General features: G+C 60.1%; 23 protein-coding genes. 7 read left to right on the top strand and 16 right to left on the bottom strand.

Features of this window, described 5'->3' with window-relative positions; translation table 11 throughout:
- Nucleotides 1-37 precede the first annotated feature (37 nt).
- From AC1DIH_RS17725 to AC1DIH_RS17700, 6 genes are all read right to left on the bottom strand, one after another.
- The gene (locus tag AC1DIH_RS17725) at nucleotides 38-1,279 is read right to left on the bottom strand and encodes an SfnB family sulfur acquisition oxidoreductase (RefSeq protein WP_477772666.1); all 1,242 of its coding nucleotides are present in this window, start codon (nucleotides 1,277-1,279) and stop codon (nucleotides 38-40) included.
- Nucleotides 1,280-1,699: 420 nt separating this feature from the next.
- A complete protein-coding gene (locus AC1DIH_RS17720; protein ID WP_477772665.1) occupies nucleotides 1,700-2,431 on the bottom strand; it encodes a hypothetical protein in 732 nt (243 codons plus the stop codon).
- Between the two features lie 468 nt (nucleotides 2,432-2,899).
- Nucleotides 2,900-3,646, bottom strand: coding sequence for an L-cystine ABC transporter ATP-binding protein TcyN (gene tcyN, locus AC1DIH_RS17715; RefSeq protein ID WP_477772664.1), 747 nt, complete (start codon nucleotides 3,644-3,646; stop codon nucleotides 2,900-2,902).
- Between the two features lie 4 nt (nucleotides 3,647-3,650).
- Complete coding sequence (gene tcyL, locus AC1DIH_RS17710; RefSeq protein ID WP_054595082.1) at nucleotides 3,651-4,316, bottom strand: cystine ABC transporter permease; 666 nt, start codon at nucleotides 4,314-4,316, stop codon at nucleotides 3,651-3,653.
- Nucleotides 4,316-5,116 carry a cystine ABC transporter substrate-binding protein gene (tcyJ, locus tag AC1DIH_RS17705; protein WP_477772663.1) on the bottom strand — a complete coding sequence of 267 codons (801 nt, stop codon included), beginning with the start codon at nucleotides 5,114-5,116 and terminating at the stop codon, nucleotides 4,316-4,318. The genes tcyL and tcyJ overlap by 1 nt, the downstream gene beginning before the upstream one ends.
- A gap of 264 nt (nucleotides 5,117-5,380) precedes the next feature.
- Nucleotides 5,381-6,373 carry a D-cysteine desulfhydrase gene (locus AC1DIH_RS17700; protein ID WP_477772662.1) on the bottom strand — a complete coding sequence of 331 codons (993 nt, stop codon included), beginning with the start codon at nucleotides 6,371-6,373 and terminating at the stop codon, nucleotides 5,381-5,383.
- A 194-nt stretch (nucleotides 6,374-6,567) separates the two neighbouring features.
- Between AC1DIH_RS17700 and epsC the strand changes: the two genes are divergently transcribed.
- Complete coding sequence (epsC, locus tag AC1DIH_RS17695; RefSeq protein WP_054595085.1) at nucleotides 6,568-7,494, top strand: serine O-acetyltransferase EpsC; 927 nt, start codon at nucleotides 6,568-6,570, stop codon at nucleotides 7,492-7,494.
- A 425-nt stretch (nucleotides 7,495-7,919) separates the two neighbouring features.
- Nucleotides 7,920-9,884: a choline transporter BetT gene (gene betT / locus AC1DIH_RS17690; protein WP_477772736.1), complete on the top strand. Its 1,965-nt coding sequence runs from the start codon at nucleotides 7,920-7,922 to the stop codon at nucleotides 9,882-9,884.
- Nucleotides 9,885-9,900: 16 nt separating this feature from the next.
- On the opposite strand, the gene AC1DIH_RS17685 is transcribed toward betT, so the two are convergent.
- Nucleotides 9,901-10,158, bottom strand: coding sequence for a hypothetical protein (locus AC1DIH_RS17685; RefSeq protein WP_103318279.1), 258 nt, complete (start codon nucleotides 10,156-10,158; stop codon nucleotides 9,901-9,903).
- Nucleotides 10,159-10,473: 315 nt separating this feature from the next.
- On the opposite strand from AC1DIH_RS17685, the gene AC1DIH_RS17680 reads away from it, so the two are divergent.
- The 3 genes from AC1DIH_RS17680 (at nucleotide 10,474) to mgrA (ending at nucleotide 12,277) form a co-directional block, all read left to right on the top strand.
- Nucleotides 10,474-10,656: a type II toxin-antitoxin system HicA family toxin gene (locus tag AC1DIH_RS17680; protein ID WP_216742781.1), complete on the top strand. Its 183-nt coding sequence runs from the start codon at nucleotides 10,474-10,476 to the stop codon at nucleotides 10,654-10,656.
- 56 nt (nucleotides 10,657-10,712) lie between these two features.
- Nucleotides 10,713-11,114, top strand: coding sequence for a type II toxin-antitoxin system HicB family antitoxin (locus AC1DIH_RS17675; RefSeq protein WP_477772735.1), 402 nt, complete (start codon nucleotides 10,713-10,715; stop codon nucleotides 11,112-11,114).
- 125 nt (nucleotides 11,115-11,239) lie between these two features.
- Entirely contained in the window at nucleotides 11,240-12,277 is a 1,038-nt protein-coding gene (mgrA, locus tag AC1DIH_RS17670; protein WP_477772661.1) for an L-glyceraldehyde 3-phosphate reductase, read from the top strand.
- Between the two features lie 163 nt (nucleotides 12,278-12,440).
- Here the strand turns inward: mgrA and tauD are convergent, their stop codons facing one another.
- The 7 genes from tauD to AC1DIH_RS17635 form a co-directional block, all read right to left on the bottom strand.
- On the bottom strand, nucleotides 12,441-13,283 hold the full coding sequence (tauD, locus tag AC1DIH_RS17665) for a taurine dioxygenase (protein WP_477772660.1): 843 nt from the start codon (nucleotides 13,281-13,283) through the stop codon (nucleotides 12,441-12,443).
- 140 nt (nucleotides 13,284-13,423) lie between these two features.
- Nucleotides 13,424-14,263 (bottom strand): taurine ABC transporter permease TauC, encoded by an 840-nt coding sequence (gene tauC / locus AC1DIH_RS17660; RefSeq protein WP_477772659.1) that lies wholly within the window; start codon nucleotides 14,261-14,263, stop codon nucleotides 13,424-13,426.
- Nucleotides 14,260-15,039 carry a taurine ABC transporter ATP-binding subunit gene (gene tauB, locus AC1DIH_RS17655; protein WP_477772658.1) on the bottom strand — a complete coding sequence of 260 codons (780 nt, stop codon included), beginning with the start codon at nucleotides 15,037-15,039 and terminating at the stop codon, nucleotides 14,260-14,262. The genes tauC and tauB overlap by 4 nt, the downstream gene beginning before the upstream one ends.
- Before the next feature lie 16 nt (nucleotides 15,040-15,055).
- Nucleotides 15,056-16,033 carry a taurine ABC transporter substrate-binding protein gene (tauA, locus tag AC1DIH_RS17650; protein ID WP_429539539.1) on the bottom strand — a complete coding sequence of 326 codons (978 nt, stop codon included), beginning with the start codon at nucleotides 16,031-16,033 and terminating at the stop codon, nucleotides 15,056-15,058.
- Between the two features lie 275 nt (nucleotides 16,034-16,308).
- Entirely contained in the window at nucleotides 16,309-17,892 is a 1,584-nt protein-coding gene (gshA, locus tag AC1DIH_RS17645) for a glutamate--cysteine ligase (RefSeq protein ID WP_477772657.1), read from the bottom strand.
- Between the two features lie 292 nt (nucleotides 17,893-18,184).
- On the bottom strand, nucleotides 18,185-18,568 hold the full coding sequence (locus tag AC1DIH_RS17640) for a PaaI family thioesterase (protein ID WP_054595093.1): 384 nt from the start codon (nucleotides 18,566-18,568) through the stop codon (nucleotides 18,185-18,187).
- The gene (locus tag AC1DIH_RS17635) at nucleotides 18,568-20,892 is read right to left on the bottom strand and encodes a Tex family protein (RefSeq protein ID WP_477772656.1); all 2,325 of its coding nucleotides are present in this window, start codon (nucleotides 20,890-20,892) and stop codon (nucleotides 18,568-18,570) included. The genes AC1DIH_RS17640 and AC1DIH_RS17635 overlap by 1 nt, the downstream gene beginning before the upstream one ends.
- 361 nt (nucleotides 20,893-21,253) lie before the next feature.
- Between AC1DIH_RS17635 and ompR the strand changes: the two genes are divergently transcribed.
- Both ompR and AC1DIH_RS17625 read left to right on the top strand, forming a co-directional pair.
- On the top strand, nucleotides 21,254-21,994 hold the full coding sequence (gene ompR / locus AC1DIH_RS17630) for an osmolarity response regulator transcription factor OmpR (protein WP_054595095.1): 741 nt from the start codon (nucleotides 21,254-21,256) through the stop codon (nucleotides 21,992-21,994).
- A gap of 108 nt (nucleotides 21,995-22,102) precedes the next feature.
- Complete coding sequence (locus tag AC1DIH_RS17625) at nucleotides 22,103-23,416, top strand: ATP-binding protein (protein ID WP_054595096.1); 1,314 nt, start codon at nucleotides 22,103-22,105, stop codon at nucleotides 23,414-23,416.
- Nucleotides 23,417-23,583: 167 nt separating this feature from the next.
- Here the strand turns inward: AC1DIH_RS17625 and rimK are convergent, their stop codons facing one another.
- Complete coding sequence (gene rimK, locus AC1DIH_RS17620) at nucleotides 23,584-24,489, bottom strand: 30S ribosomal protein S6--L-glutamate ligase (RefSeq protein ID WP_054595097.1); 906 nt, start codon at nucleotides 24,487-24,489, stop codon at nucleotides 23,584-23,586.
- Nucleotides 24,486-24,968 carry a retropepsin-like aspartic endopeptidase RimB gene (gene rimB / locus AC1DIH_RS17615; protein ID WP_054595098.1) on the bottom strand — a complete coding sequence of 161 codons (483 nt, stop codon included), beginning with the start codon at nucleotides 24,966-24,968 and terminating at the stop codon, nucleotides 24,486-24,488. The genes rimK and rimB overlap by 4 nt, the downstream gene beginning before the upstream one ends.
- Nucleotides 24,969-24,984: the final 16 nt, after the last annotated feature.

The raw sequence follows: 24,984 nt of genomic DNA, 5'->3' as shown, positions 1-24,984 counted from the left end.
GTTTCTCCAGAGATCTGGTCAAAAGTGTTCTGGTCGTTCAGATCCAGGAATGGCGGGCTGGTTTTGTGCCGTTCAGGTGATAAGTGCCCACGGCGTGGTACTTCCAGCGCACCGGATCGTGCAGGGTGTGCACGCGCGCGTTGCGCCAGTGGCGGTCGAGGTTGARCTCGGCGAGGGTGGCGCGGCTGCCGGCCAGTTCGAAGAGCTTTTCGCTGGCCAGCAGCGAGATCTCGGTGGTCAGCACCTTGGCTTCGGCGACGGCAATCGAGGCGCGTGCGGCGGACTCGGCGGTGACCGGCGCGGCGCTGACTTGATCGAGCACATTCCCGGCTTTGCGCAGCAGCGCTTCGGCGGCGTGCAGGTCGATTTTCAGTTTGCCGATGTCGGCAATCACGTAGAGGTCATCGCTGGCGCGTTCGACGTTGGCGTCGATCCACGGCCGTGCGCGTTCGCGAACGAAGCTGATGGCGTCATCGATGGCGCCGCGCGCAATGCCGGCGTCGATGGCAGCTTGAATCAGCTGTGACACGGCGCCCTGGATGTTCGGGCTGTCATTGATCCGCCAGTTTTCCACCACCAGATCGGCATCGACCCGCACATTGTTCAGCAGCACGGTGCCGCTGGCCGTGGTGCGCTGGCCGAAGCCTGACCAGTCATCGACGATGCGCAGCCCCGGAGTGCCGCGACGGACGAAGGCGATGACTTGCTTGCCGTCGTCGTTGAGTGCCTTGATCGCGACCCAGTGCGCGAACAGTGCGCCTGTGGAGTAAAACTTCTGGCCATTGATGACGTAGCCATCACCGTCGGCGGTGATGCGGGCCTTGAGCTCCAAGGTGTTTTTGGTGCCGCGTTCCGGGCCCGCATTGCCGATTCGCCAACCGTCGAGCACGCTCTGGAACAGCTGCTTTTTCTGCCGTTCGTTGGCGGTGTGCTGGAGCAGGTTGAGAATGCCGAAGTGGTTCTGCGGGATTTGCCCGAGTGCCGGGTCGGCCGCGGAAATGATCGCGAAGACTTCGGCGATGGTGACGAATGAAACCTCGGGGCCGCCGAACGCTTTGCCAATGGCAATACTGCCCAGGCCACTGCGGGTGAACTGTTCGATTTCCGCCCAGGGCAACTTGCGCTGTTGATCGCGTCGCGCGGCTTGCAAGCGGGCGACCTGAGCGAGTTCACGGGCTGCTTCGAGGGCTTGTGCGTCGTTGCGCAAGACCTGCGCGGGCAACAACAGCGGGGGAATGTCCAGATCACTCTGAACGTTTGCATCTGCCAGATTAGACATCAGCGCCGCTCCTTGGCTGCACGCAATGCCCTGGCGATGTGCACCGGGGTGATTATGTTCCTGACCATACCTACCTCACCTCTCATGGATAAGCCGCAGCGTGCGGCGAAATCAAAATCAAGAATGTCCGGTGGTCCGGTTTATATACCCTAATAGCGTATTAAAAATTAATAAACTAACTTTTAGGAATATGCATAGAAGGGTGTCATCAGCCCCTGTGGTTGTTCGCATGGGCGGATGTAACGCAACCCTGTAGCAGCTGGCGAAGCCTGCGTTCGGCTGCGCAGCAGTCGCAAAATCGGACGCAGCACTTATTCAGATTAAATGCGGTTTCAGGATTTACGACTGCTACGCAGCCGAACGCAGGCTTCGCCAGCTGCTACAGGGATCTCATCTGTTGCGGGGAGCGGCCTGCGGCAGCTATTCGAGCGGTACCTTCAGGCAAGGATTGGCGCAGCCGACTTTCAAGGTGCGCGCTGGCGCCCAGCGTGAGTTATTGCCTGCTCGATCAAGAATGCAGTAGGTGACTTCCAGCCGGTTATCTTCACCGGCCTCAAGAATCACTGAGGGCGGCACCCAGACGTTGATCGGGTGGCCGACTTCGTCGGGTTTGATCCTGGGCAGGTCCATGCGCACATCGCCCCAGCGCAGGGTGATTTCATCATCAGCCGCCATGTTCAGATAAGGTTCGATGATCAGTGGCACGCCGCGTTTGATCTGGTTCGGATTGACCCCGTGACGGCGAATCATCTCGGGAATACCCAATGGTTCCAGGCGCTGGTTTTCATCTGCGCACAGGGTGTGTGGCTGACCACCCGGGCAGTCGAGTTTGACCTGGACCCGTTTCGTCGCAGACAGCGCCGGGCCTTGCCCGACTTGCATGAGCCGGTAGTGGATACGCGAGCTGCCATTGCGGATAAAACTCTCGGGAACCCGCAGGCTGAGCGGCTGACCGACATCTGCGCGGTTGAGCACCCTTGAGGCTACATAGCAGTTGTCCCAGAACAGCTCGATCAGATCACCTTCGTCCATGCCGGCATAAGGCGCTATTTCGATCAGCAGGTAAGCAGCGGAAGTGATGTTGATGGCAGAACCGGGTGACTGCATCAGGCCGGGAGCCGCCAGTTCAACTTTGTTCGACATACAAGTCATGTGTGTTCTCCTTGAAACATCGCAGCGAAGTCCATTTCGGAAGTGTCGAAGGCGTTAGGGTAGTTATATTCAAATACTGTGAAATGCCTGTTAGCGCCTAGATAAGGGAGTGGTCGACGGAGTGTCAATAGACGCAAGTTAAGAACATGGGAATGCCAGGCTATTCAGATATTTCCTACCTATAGTTAGCGATCGATGGACATGCTGTTCGGCTTTTTCCTGGGTGCGCTCGATTTGTGAGCCAGTGTTTCCGGTGTTTTTCGGCACTGGATCAATCTGAGTGTGGTGGAGGTTACGTGGCGGGAGGATGTTGCAGGAGGTATCTATATACCGCTTTAGACTGGGGTGATTAATTAATTATGGAAGTCGGCGGAAGGCGGGGGCGGCAGGTAAAGTTGTGCGATAAATGTCACTTCCGTCCGTGGAAGTTGACAGTGGTTAATACGTTTCTGAAGGTGATTATCAACTTCAGGAGTTGAGGAACTTATTGAGGAATTGCCGGGTTCGTTCTTCTTTCGGATGGGCAAACAATGCCTTTGCTTCACCTTGTTCGACGATGACGCCCTTGTCGAAAAACACCACCCGGTTCGCCACATCACGAGCAAAACTCATTTCGTGGGTCACGATGACCATGGTGCGTTTTTCTTCGGCCAGGCTGCGAATGGCCGCCAGCACTTCGCCGACCAGTTCCGGATCGAGCGCCGAGGTTGGCTCGTCGAAGAGAATCACTTCCGGCTCCATGGCCAGCGCCCGGGCGATTGCCACGCGCTGTTGCTGCCCACCGGACAGCCTGCGCGGATAGGCGTCTTCCTTGCCTGCCAGGCCGACCTTGGCCAGCAGTTTTCGACCCAGCGCCAACGCTTGGTCCCTTGGCATTTTCTTCACCACCAAAGGGCCTTCGATGACGTTTTCCAGGGCCGTGCGATGGGGGAACAGATTGAAGTTCTGAAACACGAAACCGACGTGCTGGCGCAAGCGGCGCACCAGGCTCTGCTGCTGGTTCAGCGGGCGGCTGCCATCGATCTCGATGTCGCCGACCTTGATCCGGCCGCTGGTGGGTTCTTCAAGAAAGTTCAGGCAACGCAGGAAGGTGGTCTTGCCCGAGCCGCTAGGGCCGATGATCGCGACCACCTCGCCTTCTTCAACCTTCAGATCGATGCCGTTGAGCACCACTTGACCCTTGAACTGCTTTGTCAGTTTTTCCACGACAATCATGGGGTCAGGACTCCTGGTCGTGCCGATTGACCCGCTCTTCCAACTGGTTTTGCAGGTGCGAGAGCACCGTTGCAAGCACCCAGTAGATCAGTGCGGCGGCAAGATACATGGTGAAAATTTCAAAGGTACGGGCGGTGATCAGCTGTGCCTGACGGAACAGCTCCGGCACCTGAATGGTCGCCGCCAGCGCGGTGTCCTTGACCAGCGAAATGAAGCTGTTGCCCAGTGGCGGCAACGCCGTTCGCGCAGCTTGCGGCAGGATGGCCCGGCGCAGGGTTTGCGCACGGGTCATGCCGATACTGGCAGCGGCTTCCCACTGTCCGCGCTCGATGGAGCTGATCGCGGCACGAAGGATTTCGCAGGCATAGGCGGCCATGTTCAGCGAGAAGCCGATCAAGGCGGCCGGCAGCGGATCAAGTTCGATGCCCAATTGCGGCAAGCCGTAATAGATCACGAACAGTTGCACCAGCAACGGCGTGCCGCGAAAGAACGACACGTAGATGCGGGCGATCCAGCTCACCAGCTTGAAGCGCGACAAGCGCATCAAGGCCAGGCTAAACCCCAGCAACAGACCAAAGAACATCCCGCCCAGGCTGAGGATGACCGTGAAATACGCGCCCTTGAGCAGAAAGGGCGCGGAGTCCAGCGCGAGTTGGAAAGCTTCTTCCATTATTGGGTGACGTCAGCGCTGAAGTATTTTTCCGAAAGCTTTTTCAGCGTACCGTCGGCACGCAGCTTGTCGATGGCCTTGTTCACCGCAGCCAGCAGCTCAGGCTCGCCTTTGCGCAGGGCAATGCCGGATTCCTGACGGGAGAACGGTTCGCCGGCGGCGGTGGTGTCCTTGGCCTTCCTGGCGTATTCCAGCGCGGCGAGGCGGTCGATCAGAATGACGTCGGTGCGGCCAACGCGCAGGTCCTGGAACTTGGTCGGATCGTCTTCGTAGGTGCGGACTTCAGCACCTGGCACATTGGCTTTTACCCACTGCTCGTAGTTGGTGCCCAGGCCTACACCGACTTTCTTGCCAGTCAGGTCGGCGGCGGTCTTGATGTTCAGCGCCGCAACCTTCTTCGTCAGCACCAGTGCCTGAATCCCGGAAACGGTGTAAGGCTCGGAGAAGTCATACTTCTTCTTGCGCTCTTCGGAGATGGTCACCTGGTTGATCACTGCGTCCAGACGCTTGGATTCCAGCGCCGCGAGGATGCCGTCCCATTTGGTCGGTTGCAGTTTGACCTTCACGCCCAGCTCTTTGGCCAGGGCTTCGGAGAACTCCACTTCGAAGCCGGCCAGTTTGCCGTCGGCATCGACGAAACTGAACGGTGGATAAGTGCCTTCCAGACCGACGTTGATCACGCCGGCCTCCTTGATTTTTTGCAGCTGCTCACCGGCCACCGCTTGCCCCAACAGGCCAGCACCGAGTACCAGGCCCAACGAGCCCACCAGCAGATTTCGACGAAACGCGGAGAAATTCATGACAAGCCCCTGTGTTTTTTATGAAGACGTTTTTTGGAGAAGCAGGCAAAACCGGGAATTGAACGGCTGCAACATCGTGCCCTAAAAGCAGCGTATGCGTCTCGCAGCAATTGCGCCTGCGGCGCGACTATATGACGAGGCTTTTAGATGTGAAAATAATATAAATTCAGTTTGTTATTCTTTGTTGGAATATAAAAGGCTTCGTGTAATTCCTTTGGTGAGGGAGCTTGCTCCCTCACCACAGAAGATCTTTTTCCGGCAGGCTCAAAACGCCGAGTTATAGGCAAACAACGCCGGCGCGCCGCCCGTGTGCAGGAAGATGATCGGGCCGTCATTGAAGCGCTGCCGGCCGATACCGTCGAGCAAACCGGCCATGGCCTTGCCAGTGTAGACCGGGTCGAGCAACAGCCCTTCCTGGCTGGCCAGCAACTTGACGGCCGCCAGGGTGCCGGCGTTCGGCTCGCCGTAACGCGGAGCGAAATACTCGTCCCACAATTGAACCTTGAAGCTCGCCGGCAGGCTCACACCCAGCAGTTCGGCGGTGCGCTCGGCCAGGCCCTGGACCTTCGGCCGCTGGTCTTCGTCGCTGCGCGAAACGGTGACGCCGATCACCGGCAAGTCCGGCAGTACTTCGCTCAGCGCCAACGCCAGACCGCTATGAGTCCCGGCGCTGCCCGAAGCCAGCACCACGGCGGCGAATTGCAGGCCGCTGTCCTCGATTTGCCCGGCCAGCTCCAGTCCGGCTCGTACATAGCCCAGCGCGCCCAAGGCGTTGGAGCCGCCAATCGGCACCAGATAAGGTTTTTTGCCGTTACTGCGCAGACGCTCGGCCAGTGCCTGCAACTGTTGGTCGGCGTTATCGAGGTTCTCGACCAGCTCGACCTTGGCATCGAACAAGTCCAGCAGCAGGCGATTGCCGTTGCCCAGGTAGTTAGCGTCATCAGTACCGATCGGATTTTCCAGCAAGGCGACGCAGCCCAGGCCCAGTTTGGCGGCAAGCGCTGCTGTCTGACGCACATGGTTGGACTGGATGGCGCCAGCGGTGATCAGCGTATCGGCACCTTGCGCGAGCGCGTCGGCGGCGAGGTATTCGAGTTTGCGCAGCTTGTTGCCGCCCATGGCCAGCGGTGTCAGGTCGTCACGTTTGACGTAGACATCACGCCCTAGCCAGGCCGACAAGCGTTCGAGTTTTTCCAGCGCGGTAGCATTGGCAAGAAGGTCCAGGCGATTAAAACGAGCCAGCTGTTGTTTGATCATGGGGCCGCACGGGTTGTGGGAGATGACTGGACTATAGGCAGGCCGATTTGCTCGGGCAACCGACAATGTCGCTTATGCCAAAAAGTGCTGAGAACAGCACAATTCGTTCTTAATTCCGTTTTGAGCGCATACCGTAAAGTGAACGCCGTTCAGGCGGCCTTACTGTCCGGCCGCCGCAGGTGAGGAGTTTTACCGTGAGCCAGCGTTCCAGCCATTGGCAATTACAGACCATCGTCAGCCAACTGCGCACCGCCCGCGACCAGTGGCGGGCGCAGAACGGTCGTATCAGCGGCGAGCAGGGCGGGCGTGAGCTGCCATCGCGCGCGGCGATGGCGGAGATTCTCGAAGCACTGTGTGGTGCGTTGTTCCCGATGCGCCTGGGCCCGGTGGATCTGCGCGAGGAGAGTGAAGACTTCTACGTCGGGCATACGCTGGATGTGGCGCTGAATGCGCTGCTGGCTCAGGCGCGGCTGGAGCTGCGCTATGTCGCACGGCAAAGCGCCCAGGTCGATACCGAAGTCGAGGCGCGGGCGATCAGCCTGATCCAGGATTTCGCCCTGGCCTTGCCGGGGCTGCGCAGCCTGTTGGATTCCGATGTGCTGGCGGCGTATCACGGCGACCCGGCCGCACGCAGTGTCGATGAAGTGCTGCTGTGCTATCCGGGGATTCTGGCGGTGATTCACCATCGTCTGGCCCACCATTTGTACCGCGCCGGACTGCCATTGCTGGCGCGGATCAGTGCGGAAATCGCGCACTCGGCGACCGGCATCGACATTCACCCGGGCGCGCAGATCGGCCGCAGTTTCTTCATCGACCACGGCACAGGCGTGGTGATCGGCGAAACCGCGATCATCGGCGAGCGGGTACGCATCTACCAGGCCGTGACCCTCGGCGCCAAACGCTTCCCGGCCGACGAAGACGGTCAGTTGCAGAAGGGCCATCCGCGCCACCCGATCGTTGAAGACGATGTGGTGATCTATGCCGGCGCGACCATCCTTGGACGGATCACCATCGGCAAGGGCTCGACCATCGGCGGCAACGTCTGGCTGACCCGCAGCGTACCGGCCGGTTGCAATTTGACCCAGGCGAACTTGCAGCATGATGACGGGACGCAGAAGTAAGCCCTGAGGCTTTCACCGCCAGGTCTTCCGCTATCGCGAGCAGGCTCGCTCCCACATTGAATCTGTGTCAGCCCACAAAATTGTGAACGACACGAACCCTGTGGGAGCGGGCTTGCTCGCGAATGGTTTCAAGCCGAGCCGAGATACTGGCATTCAGCCAATTTCCCACTGAACGAATCCTCCAAACCCCGCGTCATACCCTTCCCTAAGCTAGCGTACGAAACGTACCGCCGAGCCTTGCGATTAGTCCTCACAGCCTATCCGTGTTTAACTTGAACGTTCATTCAAGTTAAACCGGTGGTTCGCTGCCCGCTCACAACAGGAGGCTAGCCTTTGCTGAGTCCGTTATTGACAGCCACGTTTTACCCCCTCGAGGTGCACGTTTCATGAGTGCATCGTTCACCCCTCCAAGCGGCCAGATCCGCATGAATCCGCCGGTGTTCTACTTCGCGGCGACCTTCATTTTACTGTTCGGCCTGGTGGTCATCGCCTTCCCGCAAGAGTCCGGCGCCTGGTTGCTGGCGGCGCAAAACTGGGCGGCCAATACGGTCGGCTGGTACTACATGCTGGCAATGACCCTGTATCTGGTCTTCGTGGTGGTCACCGCCTTGTCTGGCTACGGCAAGATCAAGCTCGGTGCCGACCACGACGAGCCCGAATTCAGTTACCTGTCCTGGGCCGGCATGCTGTTTGCCGCCGGGATCAGCATCACGCTGTTTTTCTTCTGCGTCTCCGAACCGCTGACGCATATGCTGCAACCACCCCAGGGCGAGCCCGGCACGGCCGATGCAGCACGCCAGGCGATGCAGGTGCTGTTTCTGCATTGGGGTTTGCACGGCTGGGGCGTGTTCGCGTTTGTCGGCATGGCGCTGGCCTATTTCGCCTATCGGCATAACCTGCCGCTGGCCTTGCGCTCGGCGCTTTATCCACTGATCGGCAAACGCATCAACGGCCCGATCGGTTACGCGGTGGATGGCTTCGGCATCATTGCCACGGTGTTCGGTCTGGGCGCAGACATGGGCTTCGGCGTGTTGCACCTCAACTCCGGCCTCGACTACTTGTTCGGCATTGCCCACACCCAGTGGATTCAGGTCGGCCTGATCACGCTGATGATGGGCGCGGCGATCATCGTTGCCGTCGCTGGCGTCGATAAAGGCGTGCGGGTGATGTCCGACATCAACATGCTGCTGGCCTGTGCGCTGTTGCTGTTCGTGTTGTTCGCCGGCCCTACCCAGCACCTGCTCAATACCCTGATCCAGAACCTTGGCGACTACCTCGGCGCCTTGCCGATGAAGAGTTTCGACCTTTACGCCTACGACAAACCCAGCGACTGGCTGGGCGGCTGGACGGTGTTCTACTGGGCCTGGTGGATCGCGTGGTCGCCGTTCGTGGGCCTGTTCATCGCACGTATTTCCCGTGGTCGGACCATCCGTGAATTCGTCTTCGGCGTGCTGTTGATTCCGCTCGGCTTCACCCTGGCGTGGATGTCGATCTTCGGTAACAGCGCCATCGACCAGGTACTCAACCACGGCATGAGTGCCCTTGGCCTGTCGGCCATCGAGAACCCGTCGATGACCCTCTACTTGCTGCTGGAAACCTACCCATGGAGTAAAACGGTGATCACCGTTACGGTGTTCATCAGCTTCGTGTTCTTCGTCACCTCGGCCGACTCCGGCACCGTGGTGCTCTCGACGCTGTCGGCCAAGGGCGGTAACGCCGATGAAGACGGGCCGAAATGGTTGCGGGTGTTCTGGGGCGCGATGACCGCGCTGGTCACCAGTGCATTGTTGTTTGCCGGCAGCATCGACTCGTTGAAGTCAGCGGTGGTACTGACCTCGTTGCCGTTCTCGCTGATTCTGTTGCTGATGATGTGGGGGCTGCACAAGGCGTTCTACCTCGAGTCGCAGAAGCAGATTGCCCAGCTGCATTCGTTGGCGCCGGTCTCGGCGTCGTCACGGCGCGGTAAGGGTGGCTGGCGTCAGCGTCTGAGTCAGGCTGTGCACTTCCCGTCGCGTGACGAGGTGTACCGTTTCCTCGACACGACGGTGCGTCCGGCGATTGAAGAAGTGACGGCGGTGTTCGCTGAAAAGGGCTTGAACGTGGTCACTCAACCGGACCCGGCCAGTGACAACGTCAGCCTGGAAATCGGCCACGGCGATCAGCCTCCGTTCATCTACCAGGCGCAAATGCGCGGTTACTTCACGCCGTCCTTCGCCCGTGGCGGGATGGGCTCAAAAGAGCTCAACAACCGTCGCTACTACCGGGCTGAAGTGCACCTGAGCGAAGGCAGTCAGGATTACGATCTGGTGGGCTACACCAAGGAGCAAATCATCAACGACATCCTCGATCAGTACGAGCGACACATGCAGTTCCTGCATCTGGTGCGCTGATCGAGGCCGGTGGTGCTCAGGCGATGTTCAAGGTCATGAACAACACCAGAGCGGCCACCGGTACGCTGAACACCATGAAGCCCACCATCAATTCAGAGGTCAGCGGTTGCCCGGCGGTGATCATGCCGATAGCGCCGTTGATCACCGTCAGCGCCAGCCAAAGGACGACGAAACTGTAAGTCAGGGTCTGGCGGCTGAAGCCGAGCTTCTCACCGATGAACAGCATCAGCGCCAGCAAGACCAGGCCGAAGGTGATGATGATCGTGGTGTGCATGAAGTGTGCTCCTGAGTCGGTATTTGTCATACCGAGCATAGGCGTCGTTCAGCACAATGGCGCTTAAACCCGTCCACCGTCGTACACCCCCCAGTGTCGGTGAGCTTCCTGCACAACCGACACATGTCGCTACCAGTTCGGGTATTTGTGGATTGAGCGGCGCAGGTGTTGGCACGGGCGGGTTAGCCAGTCGTCTGGTTAGAAAAATACGTGTTTGCGATGGGCTAATATTTAACCGAGTGTGTATGGTGTGTATTGGAGTGTCCGTTTGCCGGGTAAAGTCGCAGCAAATGCTGACGACAAAGGGCGAAGGTGATGCGGAGTCGGGAAATGATCAGGATGATCGAAGACGACGGTTGGTATTTGGTAGCAGTCAAAGGCAGCCACTATCAATACAAACATTCGTGCAAACCGGGGAGGGTCACGATCAAGCACCCTGACGCGGATCTTCCAAAGGGAACAATCAACAGCATTTTGAAACAGGCGGGCTTGAAATGAGCCTGGAGAATATCGATCAACGCCCCAATGGGGGCGGATTGGAAGGGCCTATCCCCATGAAATTCCCAGTCGTACTGCACAAGGATGCCGACTCAGATTACGGCGTGATCATCCCCGACGTTACGGGTTGTTTCTCAGCAGGTGGAACGGTGGCGCAGGCGCTCGAAAACGTTAAAGAAGCGCTGGCGTTGCATTACGAAGGACTGGTCGCTGATGGCGATCCGTTGCCGCAGGTGCGTGAGATCGACGAGCACTTCGAAAACCCGGATTACGCGGGAGGTGTTTGGGCAGTGGTCGAGTTTGACGTGACGCCGTATTTCGGCAAGTCCGTGCGTTTCAATGCAACGCTGCCAGAGCAGTTGCTGGAGCGCATTGATCAGACGGTCAGACGCGATCAACGGTACAACTCAAGATCCGGGTTTCTGGCAGCGGCGGCCCTGCGCGAACTGTCGGCATAAGGGCCAGAATCAAGAATGATTTGAAACGTTTCAGCATTTAGTCGAACTCCCCGTTTTGAATGCGTTGCCTGAGCGTATGCTGGGCAACGCTGACGACCTCGTCGCTCACAACAAGAGAGGGTTCGATGACTTACACCGCTGCTGCTGATCGTTACGACTCCATTCCTTACCGCCGCGTCGGGCGCAGTGGGCTGGTGCTGCCGGCACTGTCGCTGGGCTTGTGGCACAACTTCGGCGACAGCACACCGATCGATACCCAGCGATCCTTGCTGCGTACCGCCTTCGACCTGGGCATCAACCACTTCGACCTGGCTAACAATTACGGCCCGCCGTACGGCAGTGCCGAGATCAATTTCGGCCGTTTGATGCGCGAAGACTTCAAGCAGTACCGCGACGAGCTGATCATCTCCAGCAAGGCCGGTTGGGACATGTGGCCGGGTCCTTACGGTCAGGGTGGCGGCTCGCGTAAATACGTGCTGGCCAGCCTCGACCAGAGCCTGCAACGCCTGGGCGTCGACTACGTGGATATTTTCTACTCCCACCGCTTCGATCCGGACACTCCGCTGGAAGAAACCGCTGGCGCATTGGCGACTGCCGTGCAGCAGGGTAAGGCGCTGTACATAGGTATCTCGTCGTATTCCGGGGCGAAAACCCGCGAAATGGCTGCACTGCTGAAAGAGTGGAAAGTCCCGCTGTTGATCCACCAGCCGGCTTATAACCTGCTCAACCGCTGGGTGGAAAAAGACCTGCTGGACGCCACCGATGAACTCGGCGCGGGCGTGATTGCGTTCACGCCGTTGGCTCAGGGGCTGTTGACCGACAAGTACCTCAACGGCGTACCGAAAGATGCACGGGTCAATCGTCCGGGCGGTGACTCGTTGCAAGCGTCACACCTGTCCGATGCCAACATCGCCCTGGTGCGCGCCCTCAACGAAATCGCCAAACGCCGTGGCCAAAGCCTGGCGCAAATGGCCCTGGCCTGGACACTGCGTGACCCCCGAGTGACCTCGGCGCTGATCGGCGCCAGCCGCCCGGAGCAGATTATCGAGAACGTCGGGGCGTTGAAGAACTTGAGCTTCAGCGTTGAAGAACTGGCAGAGATTGACCGGTTTGCCCAGGAAGGCGGGATCAATTTGTGGGAGAAGCCTTCGACGGCGGAGTAAGTGTTCGGCGCTGGATCTTTTGGTGTCTGTCGGATTGCTTTCGCGAGCAAGCTCGCTCCCACAGGGTTTTCGGTCGGCCACAGATTTGTGGTCAACCCAAATCCAATGTGGGAGCGAGCCTGCTCGCGATGGGGCCATAAAAAGCAGTAAAGAAGTCAGTGGCTCAGCGGAAAAACGGCACATCCCCCAATACCGTCGCCCGGTGCATCACCCGCCGTGCTGGCCGGTAATCGTCCACCGCAAAATGCTGGGTCACGCGGTTATCCCAGAACGCCACGTCATTCTCCTGCCAACGCCAGCGAATGGTAAATTCCGGCCGCGTAGCATGGGCGAACAGCAGCTTCAGAATCGCTTCGCTTTCTGTTTCCGAGAGCTCATTGATCTTCGTGGTGAAGCCTTCATTGACGAACAACGACTTGCGCCCGCTGACCGGGTGCGTGCGGATCACCGGATGTGACAGTGGAGGGTTTTTCTTGCGCGCTTCTTCCCACTGAGCCAGTGCTTCAGGCGTAGTCCCAAAGCGTTCCAGCGGGAAGGATTTGACGAAATCGTGAGTCGCGGTCAGGCCTTGCAGCAGGTTTTGCAGAGGCGTCGACAGGGCTTCGTACGCCGCGATACCGCTGGCCCACAGCGTGTCGCCCCCAAACTCCGGCAACAGCTTGGCGCTGAGCACCGCGCCAAGGGCCGGGGTCGGCAGGAAAGTCACGTCGGTGTGCCACACGGCGTTGTCGCGTACGTCGGTTTCGGCGGTGTCGAGGATCAACACTTCTGGCTGTTCCGGCACATTCGGGTAGATCGGGTGAATGTGCAGGTCGCCGAAATTCGCCGCAAAGCGTGCTTGCTGCTGTGGGTTGATCGGCTGCTCGCGGAAGAACAGCACTTGGTGCTTGAGCAGTGCCTGCTCGATCGCGTCGCGCTGTTCGAGGTTCAGCGGCTGGGAGATATCGACGCCGCTGATCTGCGCACCGAGCGCGGTGCTGAGTGGGGTGATGGTCAGGCTGCTCATGGCTTTCTCTTCAATCCGGGGTGCCGATTGTGGGAGCGAGCCTGCTCGCGATGACGGAATTACATTCAACATCAATGTTGACTGACCCACCGCTATCGCGAGCAGGTCGGATCGCCGCACCGTCGCTCCCACATGAATAATTAGTGCGCCTGACCATGCCACGGCACCAGTTTGCGTTGTAGCGCTCGCAGGCCCATTTCCATGGCGAAGGCGATCAGCGCGATCACCAGAATCCCCAGCACCACCACATCGGTGACCAGAAATTGCGCGGCCGACTGCACCATGAAGCCCAGGCCGCTGGTGGCGGCGATCAGTTCGGCAGCCACCAGCGTCGACCAACCCACGCCCAATCCAATGCGCACGCCGGTCAGAATGTCCGGCAACGCGCTCGGCAAAATCACATGGCGAATCAGTTGGGCCCGGGTCGCGCCTAACGACTGCGCCGCGCGCAACTTGGCCGGGTCGACGGTGCGTACGCCAGTCGCGGTGGCGATGGCGATCGGGGCGAAGATCGCCAGATAGATCAGCAACACCTTGGACAGCTCACCGATGCCGCACCAGATCACGATCAACGGCAGGTAGGCCAACGGTGGTACCGGCCGGTAGAACTCGATCAGCGGATCGAGAACGCCGCGTGCGATGCGGTTGTGACCGATGGCGATGCCGACCGGCACGGCGGTCAGGACTGCAAAGCCCAGGCCCAGGCCAATCCGGCTGAGGCTTGCGCCCAAATGCTGCCAGAGGGTCGAGTCCATATAACCCGTGGTCGCCAGCAACCAGCCTTTTTGCAGGACGGCCGATGGCGGTGGCAGGAACAATGGCTCGATCAGGCCACTGGCGGTAACAGCCCACCAAACCGCGAGCAAAGCGATCAGCGTCAGTACGCTGATCCAGCGTGTGTCGAGGCTACGACGCAGCGGAATCAGCGTCGATGGACTGGCGGGGTTTACCGTCGTGGCCGGGATTTCATAACTGCTCATGCGCGCTCCTGCCGCTGGGAGAACACACGGGCGAGTACGTGTTCGCGGGTTTCGATAAAACGTGGGTCGGATTTGATCGCCCGAGCTGATTCGCCAGCGGCGTAACGCTGACCGAAATCCAGCGACAAGCGCTCGACGATTTGCCCGGGGGTGGGGGCCAACAGAATCAGATCCGTGGCCAGGAACACTGCTTCTTCAATGTCATGGGTAATCAGGAACACCGGTTTGGCGGTGCGTCGCCAGACTTGCAGCAACAGTTCCTGCATCTGTTCGCGGGTGAACGCGTCGAGGGCGCCGAAGGGTTCGTCCATCAACAACACGCGCGGGTCGGCAGCGAGGGCGCGGGCCAAACCGACACGCTGCTTCTGGCCGCCCGAGAGCTGCCAGATGCGGCGATCGTCAAAGCCTGCGAGGTCGACCAGCGCGAGCATTTCCCGGGCGCGGACTTCGCGTTTATCACGCGGCACGCCGGCCAGTTCCAGACCGAAACCGACGTTGGCCAACACGTCCTGCCAGGGCAGCAGCGCGTCGTCCTGGAACACCACGCCACGCTCGGCGCCCGGACCTTTGACCGGCACGCCGTCGAGGGTGATGCGTCCGGCGCTGGGTTCGACAAACCCGGCAATCAGGTTCAACAGCGAGGTCTTGCCGCTGCCGGACGGCCCGAGGGCGACCAGCAATTGCTGGGGCCCAAGGTTTAAGGAAATATCCGCCAGCACCGGTTCCGGGCTACCGGGGTACTGTGCGCTGATGCGCTCCAGCTGAAGCAAGGCCATCGCGGTCAACTCCCGATCAGTTAGTGATGTACTTGGCGCTGACGTAAGGGGCGTAGTCCGGCAGCACGGCCTCGACCTTGCCTTGCTCCTTGAGGAACGCCGCGGTGTCGGTGATGGCCTTGGTGGTCGGCGCGCCGAGGGTGATCACCTGATCAGCCGCCAGCGGGTAGACGTTGCCTTGCAGCAGCAACGGGATGTCGCTGGCCTTGGCGCCGGAGAGTTTTACCAGTTTGTCGACGTTGCCCTTATCCGCCAGCCAGGCTTGCGGGTCCTTGCGGTAGTGGGCATAGGCGTCGAGGGTGACTTTGGCGAAGGCACTGACGATTTCCGGGTGCTTCTCGGCGAAATCCTTGCGCACGATCCAGGCATCGAAGGTCGGCGCGCCGAACTTGGCCAGTTCGCCGGAAGTGATCAGCACCTTGCCGTTTTCCTTGGCAACGCCCAGTGCCGGGTCCCACACGTAGGTGGCGTCGATGTCACCGCGTTTCCATGCGGCAATGATTGCCGGCGGCGCGAGGTTGAGGATCTGGACTTTTGATGGGTCGATGTTCCAGTGCTTGAGCGCGGCCAGCAGGCTGTAGTGACCGGTGGAAACGAATGGCACGGCGATTTTCTTGCCGATCAGGTCCTGCGGGGTCTTGATCCCGGAACCATCGCGGGCCACCAGTGCTTCGGCGGCACCGATCTGGGTGGCGATGAGGAAGGTTTCGACCGGAACCTTGCGGGTGATTGCAGCGGTCAGCGGGCTGGAGCCGAGGTAGCCGATCTGCACATCACCCGAGGCGATGGCGGCGATGATGTCGGCACCGTTGTCGAACTTGCGCCAGTCGATTTTGGCGTGGGTGGCGGTTTCGTAACTGCCGTCAGCCTGGGCGACTTTGGCGGGGTCGACGGTGGTCTGGTAGGCGACGGTGACGTCTGCCGCCTGAGCGAAAAAGCTCGCTGCAGCCAGGGACGCGGCCGCCAGGAGGCGAAGGGGGAAGTGCAGTTTCATCATGAAAGTCCTCATCAGGCGGCCGGGGCTTCGGCGTGTGATGAGACTAAATGATCTAAGAATCAGAAAATAAATAACTTTTTAGCATGAGCTTATGAGCGGAAAACCCTGACAGTGACCTGTGTGCAGCATTGTGGCGAGGGAGCTTGCTCCCGCTCGTCTGCGAAGCAGACGCAAAATCAGCGACGGGTTTTATCGGGTAAAACACTATCGCTGGAATTGGGAGTCCTTCGGACTCCAGCGGGAGCAAGCTCCCTCGCCACAGAGGTGTATATCTAGTTACTGATCGCCAGAATGCTCGCCTGATACGACCCGACAAACACGTCGAAATCGCCGACTTCGTTCTGCTCCAACTCGGTTTGCTGGGCCAGTGACGAGCGCGCCAGTTCTTCAAAGCGCGCCTGCTCTTCGGCAGGCAGCGGCTCGCTGCGGAAGAACTCGGCGTGCGCCTGGCTCTGACGCAGGGAGAACTGGGCGAAGCTTTCCTTGTGCTCGGTCATCGCTGCCAGCACCTGCGCGGAAGGGGTCAGGGAAGGGTCGCGGATCTTCGCCAGTTGCGCGTCTAGGGCTTTGCTGTGGGCGTCGCCACCGTGGCTCTGGTCGAGCAGCGTGGCCAGCGGGGCGATTTTTTCCAGCAGCTCCAAGGCCCACGCTTTCATGTCCACCGACTGGCCATCGCGTTGCAGTTGCAGGCCCGGACGGCGACCTTCCTTGACCACGCTGAGGAAGTTCGAGGTGGCGTTGCCGCAGGTGGTGGCGGTCAGCAACGGGCTGTCGTTCAGCGCGCAATACAGCAGGAACGCGTCGAGGAAACGTGCCTCTGGCAGGTCGATGCCCATTGGCATGAACGGGTTGATGTCCAGCAAGCGCACTTCAACGTACTGAATGCCACGGGCCATCAGCGCCTGGATCGGCCGTTCGCCGGTGTAGGTCACGCGTTTCGGGCGGATGTTGGAGTAGTACTCGTTTTCGATCTGCAGGATGTTGGTGTTGAGCTGAACCCACTCACCGTCCTGGTGCGTGCCGATTTCGACGTACGGCGGGTATGGCGTGGCCACTGCTTTGCGCAGGCTGTCGGTGTAGCTGTTCAGGTCGTTGTAGCACGGCGTCAGCCCGGATTGCGCGTTGCTCTGGTAACCCAGGTCGCTCATGCGCAGGCTGGTGGCATACGGCAGGTACAGGGTTTCGGCGTCGAATTGCTCCAATTGATGGGAGCGACCGCGCAGGAAGCCGGCGTCCAGCGCTGGCGAAGAGCCGAACAGGTACATCAGCAGCCAGCTGTAGCGGCGGAAGTTGCGGATCAGCGCAATGTAGGCCGACGACTGATAGTCGCGGTCGGTGCCGACAAAGCCCTCAGCCTCCTTGAGCAGCGGCCAGAGCTTTTCCGGCAGGGAAAAGTTGTAGTGAATCCCGGCGATGCACTGCATGGTCTTGCCGTAGCGCAGGGCCAGGCCCTTGCGGTAGACGTACTTGAGCTGACCGATGTTGGAGGTGCCGTAGTAGGCGATCGGGATATCTTCCTCGGCCGGCAATGGGCACGGCATCGACGGACTCCACAGGTACTCGTTGCCGAGCTTGCTGTAGGCAAAACGGTGAATCTTGTCCAGGCTCGCCAGCGTATCCGCAGGGTCCGCCAGGGCAGGCGTGATGAACTCCAGCAGCGACTCGGAATAGTCGGTGGTGATCTGTTCGTTGGTCAGCGCGGAACCCAGGCTTTCAGGGTGCGGCGTTTGCGCCAGGCGACCTTCGCCCGTCACGCGCAGGCATTCACGTTCGATGCCGTGAAGACACTGTTCGAGCAGAGAGAGGTTAGCGCGCTCGCCGAGCAGAGCCAGGCGGCGGTTGAGAAGTTCGCTCAAGTTGGATTCCTTCACGCGTCAGTCGCCCCAATATGGGGGTGGGCAGGACGGTCTACAAGGGTGAAGTTAAAACTGGCGTTTTCGCCTCATTATCGGGCTGCACAGGCCTGCTGCCAGTCAGTCAGGAATTAATCGCCGCAATCCCTGTGGGAGCGAGCCTGCTCGCGAAGAAGAAATGTCAGTCAACATTGAAGTCGCCTGACACACCGCCTTCGCGAGCAGGCTCGCTCCCACAGGAAACGTCGGCGCAGCTTTCGCAGCGCCGAAATTAACTCAAATTGATGACGCGCATCTACAGGACAGCGAACGTGCCTTGTGCTTTTGCGACCAGTTTGTCGCCTTGCATCACATCGGCTTCGACCACCAGCGTGCGCCGGCCCGGGTGGATCACCCGCGCCGTGCACATCACCTCGCCTTCAGCCACGGCGCGGATGTAGTTGATCTTGCACTCGATGGTCGCGCTCTGCTGGTCAAAACCATGGGAACTGGAACAGGCCAGCCCCATGGCAATGTCCACCAGACTGAACAACGCCCCGCCGTGCAGCTTGCCGCCGCGATTGCGCAGCTGCGGCTCAAGCGCCAGGGCGACTTGCGCCACCCCGACCTCAAGACTGTGCAAACGGCAACCCAGCAGTTTGAAAAAAGCGCTTTCGGTCAACCCCGCAGGGATTTCCATCAGCGTTTCTTCAACTGCTTGGCGTTGGCAAACAGCGACGCCATGGCGTTGTTGCTCGGCGCGGCTGCCGTGGTTTCTTTACGCGGTGCAGGGCTCGAAGACTGACGCGGCGCCGAACCTGGACGCGCGCCACGAGCGCCGTCGATCTTCTCGCCCGGGGTGTCGCTCATGCGCATCGACAGGCCAACGCGTTTGCGCGGGATGTCGACTTCCATGACCTTGACCTTGACCACGTCACCGGCTTTTACCGCTTCACGCGGATCCTTGATGAATTTCTCCGAAAGTGCGGAGATATGCACCAAACCGTCCTGATGCACGCCGATATCGACGAAGGCACCGAAGTTGGTCACGTTGGTCACCACACCTTCGAGGATCATCCCCAGCTGCAAGTCCTTGAGGTCTTCGACGCCTTCCTGGAACTCGGCGGTCTTGAACTCCGGACGCGGGTCGCGGCCCGGCTTTTCCAGTTCTTGCAGGATGTCGGTGACCGTTGGCAGACCGAAAGTTTCGTCGGTGTACTTCTTCGGGTCCAGACGCTTGAGGAAAGCGGCGTCGCCGATCAGCGAGCGGATGTCGCGGTCGGTTTCAGCGGCGATGCGTTGCACCAACGGGTAGGCTTCCGGGTGAACGGCGGAAGAATCCAGCGGGTTGTCGCCGTTCATCACGCGCAGGAAGCCGGCGGCCTGTTCGAAGGTCTTTTCGCCGAGACGGGCGACTTTCTTCAAGGCAGCGCGGGTCTTGAACGCACCGTTTTCATCGCGGTGGGTCACGATGTTCTGCGCCAGGGTCGCGTTGAGGCCGGAGATACGGGCCAGCAGCGCGACGGAGGCGGTGTTCACGTCGACGCCAACGGCGTTCACGCAGTCTTCGACCACCGCGTCCAGGCCACGCGCCAGTTTCAGTTGCGACACGTCGTGCTGGTACTGGCCGACACCGATGGATTTCGGATCGATCTTCACCAGCTCGGCCAGCGGGTCCTGCAAGCGACGGGCAATCGACACCGCGCCACGGATCGACACGTCGAGGTCCGGGAATTCCTTGGAGGCCAGTTCCGAGGCCGAGTACACCGAAGCGCCGGCTTCGGAGACCATGACCTTGGTCATTTTCATCGCCGGGTATTTTTTGATCAGGTCCGCGGCGAGCTTGTCGGTTTCACGGCTGGCAGTGCCGTTGCCGATGGCGATCAGGTCCACCGAGTGCTTGGCGCACAGGGCGGCGAGTACGGCGATGGTCTGGTCCCACTTGTTGTGCGGCACGTGCGGGTAAACCGTGGCGTGATCCAGCAGCTTGCCGGTGGCGTCGACCACCGCCACCTTGCAGCCGGTGCGCAGGCCCGGGTCCAGGCCCAGCGTGGCACGTGGGCCGGCGGGCGCGGCCAGCAGCAAGTCGTGCAGGTTGTGTGCGAACACGTTGATCGCCTCGGTTTCGGCGCCGTCACGCAGCTCGCCGAGCAGGTCGGTTTCCAGGTGGGTGTAGAGCTTGACCTTCCAGGTCCAGCGCACCACTTCACCGAGCCATTTGTCGGCCGGGCGGTTCTGGTTGGCGATGCCGAATTGCTGACCGATCATGCCCTCGCACGGGTGCATGGTGCCCGGCAGCTCGTCACCGACTTTCAGCGCGGAGCTGAGGATGCCTTCGTTGCGGCCACGGAAAATCGCCAGGGCGCGGTGCGATGGCATGCTTTTCAGCGGTTCGTCGTGTTCGAAATAGTCGCGGAACTTGGCGCCCTCTTCTTCCTTGCCGGCGATCACGCGGGCACTGAGGGTGGCTTCCTGCTTCAGGTAACTGCGCAACTTGTCGAGCAGGTTGGCGTCTTCGGCGAAGCGTTCCATGAGGATGTACTTGGCGCCTTCGAGGGCCGCCTTCACGTCCGCCACGCCTTTTTCGGCGTTGACGAAGCGTGCGGCTTCGGTGTCTGGCGTCAGGTTCGGGTCGTTGAACAGGCCGTCGGCCAGTTCGCCAAGGCCGGCTTCCAGGGCGATCTGGCCCTTGGTGCGGCGTTTTTGCTTGTACGGCAGGTACAAGTCTTCGAGGCGGGTCTTGGTGTCGGCGAGTTTGATATCGCGCTCGAGTTGCGGGGTCAGCTTGCCTTGCTCTTCGATGCTGGCAAGGATGCTGATGCGCCGTTCGTCGAGTTCTCGCAGGTAGCGCAGACGCTCTTCCAGATGACGTAATTGCGTGTCATCGAGGCTGCCGGTCACTTCTTTCCGGTAGCGGGCGATGAAGGGCACCGTGGAGCCTTCATCGAGTAGCGCGACGGCCGCTTCGACCTGTTGTGGGCGTACACCGAGTTCCTCGGCGATGCGGCTGTTGATGCTGTCCATAAAACCACCTGACAAATTGTGAAAGCAGGCTCGCGGGCGCTGGGAATAAGGCCCGGCGAGTCTGGTTGAGCGGCCTGGCCAGCGCCGCTACCTGGATCAAAAGGCATCCCATTGACCCGTGGAATCGAACAATTACTGCCGGGCGATGAAAAATAAAAAGCCGCCACCGGCAGTAACGATCAGACGTTGCCCGACACAAAAGGCCGCGCATTATAACCGCCGTTCTGCCCGATGGGGGCATCGCGGGCTGTAGGCATAAAGGCCATGTCGCTGGCGACATAGGAAAAATCTGCTAACAATGCACACGGTGCGTATAACGGCAGCTACGCCATAATGCGCGCCGAGATCAAAGGAGCATCCAATGAGCAGCACTGCACAAACTGCTGAAGGCGAAAAAATTCTTATCGTTGACGACGATCCGGGGCTCAGCAGCCTGCTGGAACGTTTTTTCGTCAGCAAGGGCTATCGTGCCCGCGCCGTACCGAACACCGAACAGATGGATCGCCTGCTGGCGCGTGAAGTGTTCAACCTGGTCGTCCTCGACCTGATGTTGCCCGGCGAAGACGGCCTGACCGCCTGCCGCCGTTTGCGTGGCGCAAACAATCAGATTCCGATCATCATGCTCACCGCCAAGGGCGATGAGCTGAGCCGTATCAAAGGCCTGGAACTGGGCGCCGACGATTACCTGGCCAAGCCGTTCAACCCGGACGAGCTGATGGCGCGTGTCAAAGCGGTCCTGCGGCGCCAGTCGGCTCCTGTACCGGGCGCACCGGGCAGCGAAGACGAAAGCGTGACCTTCGGTGATTACGAATTGTCGCTGGCGACTCGCGAACTCAAGCGCGGCGACGAAGTACACATGCTCACCACCGGTGAATTCGCAGTGCTCAAGGCGTTGGTGATGAATGCACGTCAACCGTTGACCCGCGACAAGCTGATGAATCTGGCCCGTGGCCGCGAATGGGATGCCCTGGAGCGTTCCATCGACGTCCAGATCTCCCGCCTGCGCCGGATGATCGAGCCTGATCCGTCGAAACCACGCTACATTCAAACGGTCTGGGGCGTGGGTTACGTGTTCGTTCCGGACGGCACCGCGACCAAGTGATCGGTGATTTGTAGGAGCGGGTCAGCCGGGTAACGTGTCACCCGGTTGATTCGCGATCCGCAATTCTGCGAGCTTGGCTCGCTCCTGCAAAGTATGTAGCGGTTGTCTATGAAAACCCCCGTGTGGTTCCCCCAAAGTTTCTTCTCTCGCACCCTCTGGCTGGTGCTGATCGTCGTGCTGTTTTCCAAGGCGCTGACCCTGGTTTATCTGTTGATGAACGAGGACGTGCTGGTGGACCGCCAATACAGTCACGGTGTCGCGCTGACCTTGCGTGCCTACTGGGCCGCAGACGAAGAAAACCGGGCGAAGATTGCCGATGCCGCGACACTGATTCGTGTGGTGGGCGCCGGTGTTCCCGAGGGTGAACAGCATTGGCCCTACAGCGAAATATACCAACGCCAGATGCAGGCCGAACTGGGTGCCGACACCGAAGTGCGATTGCGCATGCATGCACCGCCGGCGCTTTGGGTTCGGGCCCCGAGCCTGGGTGACGGCTGGTTGAAAGTACCGCTGTACCCGCATCCGTTGCGTGGCCAGAAAATCTGGAACGTACTCGGCTGGTTTCTCGCCATCGGCTTGTTATCCACCGCATCGGCGTGGATTTTCGTCAGCCAGCTCAACCAGCCGCTCAAACGGCTGGTCGATGCCGCCCGGCAACTGGGGCAGGGGCGCAGCGTGCGTCTGCCGATCAGCGATACGCCGAGTGAAATGACCGAGGTCTATCGAGCGTTCAACCAGATGGCAGAAGACGTTGAACAGGCCGGCCGCGAACGTGAGTTGATGCTCGCCGGCGTTTCACACGACCTGCGCACGCCGTTGACCCGCTTGCGCCTGTCGCTGGAGCTGATGGGCAACCACAGCGACCTGAGCGACGACATGGTGCGTGACATCGAAGACATGGACGCGATTCTCGACCAGTTCCTGGCATTCATTCGCGATGGTCGGGACGAGTCGGTCGAAGAGGTCGACCTGAGTGATCTGGTGCGCGAAGTGGCGGCGCCTTACAACCAGAACGAGGAGCGGGTGCGCTTGCGCCTGGAGCCGATTCAGCCGTTCCCGTTGCGCCGGGTGTCGATGAAACGCCTCCTGAACAACCTGATCGGCAACGCCTTGCATCACGCTGGCAGCGGCGTTGAAGTGGCGGCGTATGTCTCGGGCGACGTCAGCGCGCCTTACGTGGTGCTGAGCGTCATGGACCGTGGTGCCGGGATCGATCCGTCAGAGCTGGAAGCGATCTTCAACCCCTTCACCCGCGGCGACCGTGCGCGGGGTGGCAAGGGCACCGGGTTGGGGCTGGCTATCGTCAAGCGGATTGCTTCGATGCATGGCGGCAATGTTGAACTGCGTAATCGTTCGGGTGGCGGCCTGGAAGCGCGGGTACGGTTGCCGTTGGGGTTGATGTTGCCGAGGGATGCTGTCTAACGGCTGGTTGCGATCCTTGTGGCGAGGGAGCTTGCTCCCGCTCGGTTGCGCAGCAACCGCAAAACCAGCAATTGTGTTTAATCTGATCCAGCACAACCGCTGCATTTGGGAGTCCTTCGGTCTCCAGCGGGAGCAAGCTCCCTCGCCACGATGGGACGGGCTGAGCGTTAACCTTTTCCTTTGGTCCGCGTCATATTCGGCCCGCCGTTCTTCTCGATGTGCTGAATGATGATCCCTGCCACGTCCTTGCTGGTGGTGGTTTCGATCCCTTCCAGCCCTGGCGACGAGTTCACCTCCATCACCAGCGGCCCGTGGTTGGAGCGCAGGATATCCACGCCCGCCACGCTCAAACCCATGACCTTGGCCGCACGCAGCGCGGTCATGCGCTCCTCCGGGGTGATCTTGATCAGGCTGGCGCTGCCGCCACGGTGCAGGTTGGAGCGGAACTCGCCGGGCTTGGCCTGACGCTTCATCGCGGCGATCACCTTGTCGCCGACCACGAAGCAGCGAATGTCCGCACCGCCGGCTTCCTTGATGTATTCCTGAACCATGATGTTCTGCTTGAGGCCCATGAACGCCTCGATCACCGACTCCGCCGCCGTCGCCGTTTCACACATCACCACACCGATGCCCTGAGTGCCTTCCAGCACCTTGATCACCAGCGGTGCGCCGTTGACCATTTCGATCAGGTCGGGAATGTCGTCCGGCGAGTGAGCAAAACCGGTGACCGGCAAACCGATCCCGCGACGTGAAAGCAATTGCAGCGAGCGCAGTTTGTCCCGCGAGCGGGCGATGGCCACCGACTCGTTGAGCGGGAACACGCCCATCATTTCGAACTGGCGCAATACCGCGCAGCCGTAAAAAGTTACCGAGGCGCCGATCCGCGGGATCACAGCATCAAAGCCTTCCAGCGGCTTGCCGCGGTAGTGGATCTGCGGCTTATGACTGGCAATGTTCATATAGGCGCGCAGGGTATCGATCACCACCATCTCATGGCCGCGTTCGGTGCCGGCTTCAACCAAACGACGAGTGGAATACAGACGCGGGTTCCGCGACAGCACAGCGATCTTCATGCAACACCTGTGGAAGAGGTAGTGGACACCGGGAACACCGGCTTGTCTTGAACGTATTTAATGCCTGGATTGACCACCAACTGGCCGTCGATCAGGGCTTTGGAACCGAGCAACAGGCGATAACGCATGGACTTGCGGCAGGCGAGGGTGAACTCTACTCGCCACACCCGATCGCCGAGCGCCAGGGTGGTACTGATCACGTAACGCACCTGTGCTTGGCCGTTGGAGCTTTTAATGGTTTTCATCGTCACCAGCGGCGCTTCGCAGCGGCGGTGACGCAACTGCACCACCGTGCCCAGGTGCGCGTTGAAACGCACCCACGTTTCCCCGTCGCGCTCGAACGGCTCGATTTCGGTGGCATGCAGGCTGGAGGTGCTGGCGCCAGTGTCGATCTTCGCCCGCAGGCCCGCGACTCCCAAATCAGGGAGCGCCACCCATTCGCGCAGACCCACAACGGTCAAATGGTCAAATGTCTTCAAATGTGCTCAACCGGTG

It is taken from the genome of Pseudomonas sp. 05N36, from assembly GCF_056397385.1.
Note: the sequence above shows the minus strand (reverse complement) of the source record. Positions and strands in the feature narration are given on the sequence as shown.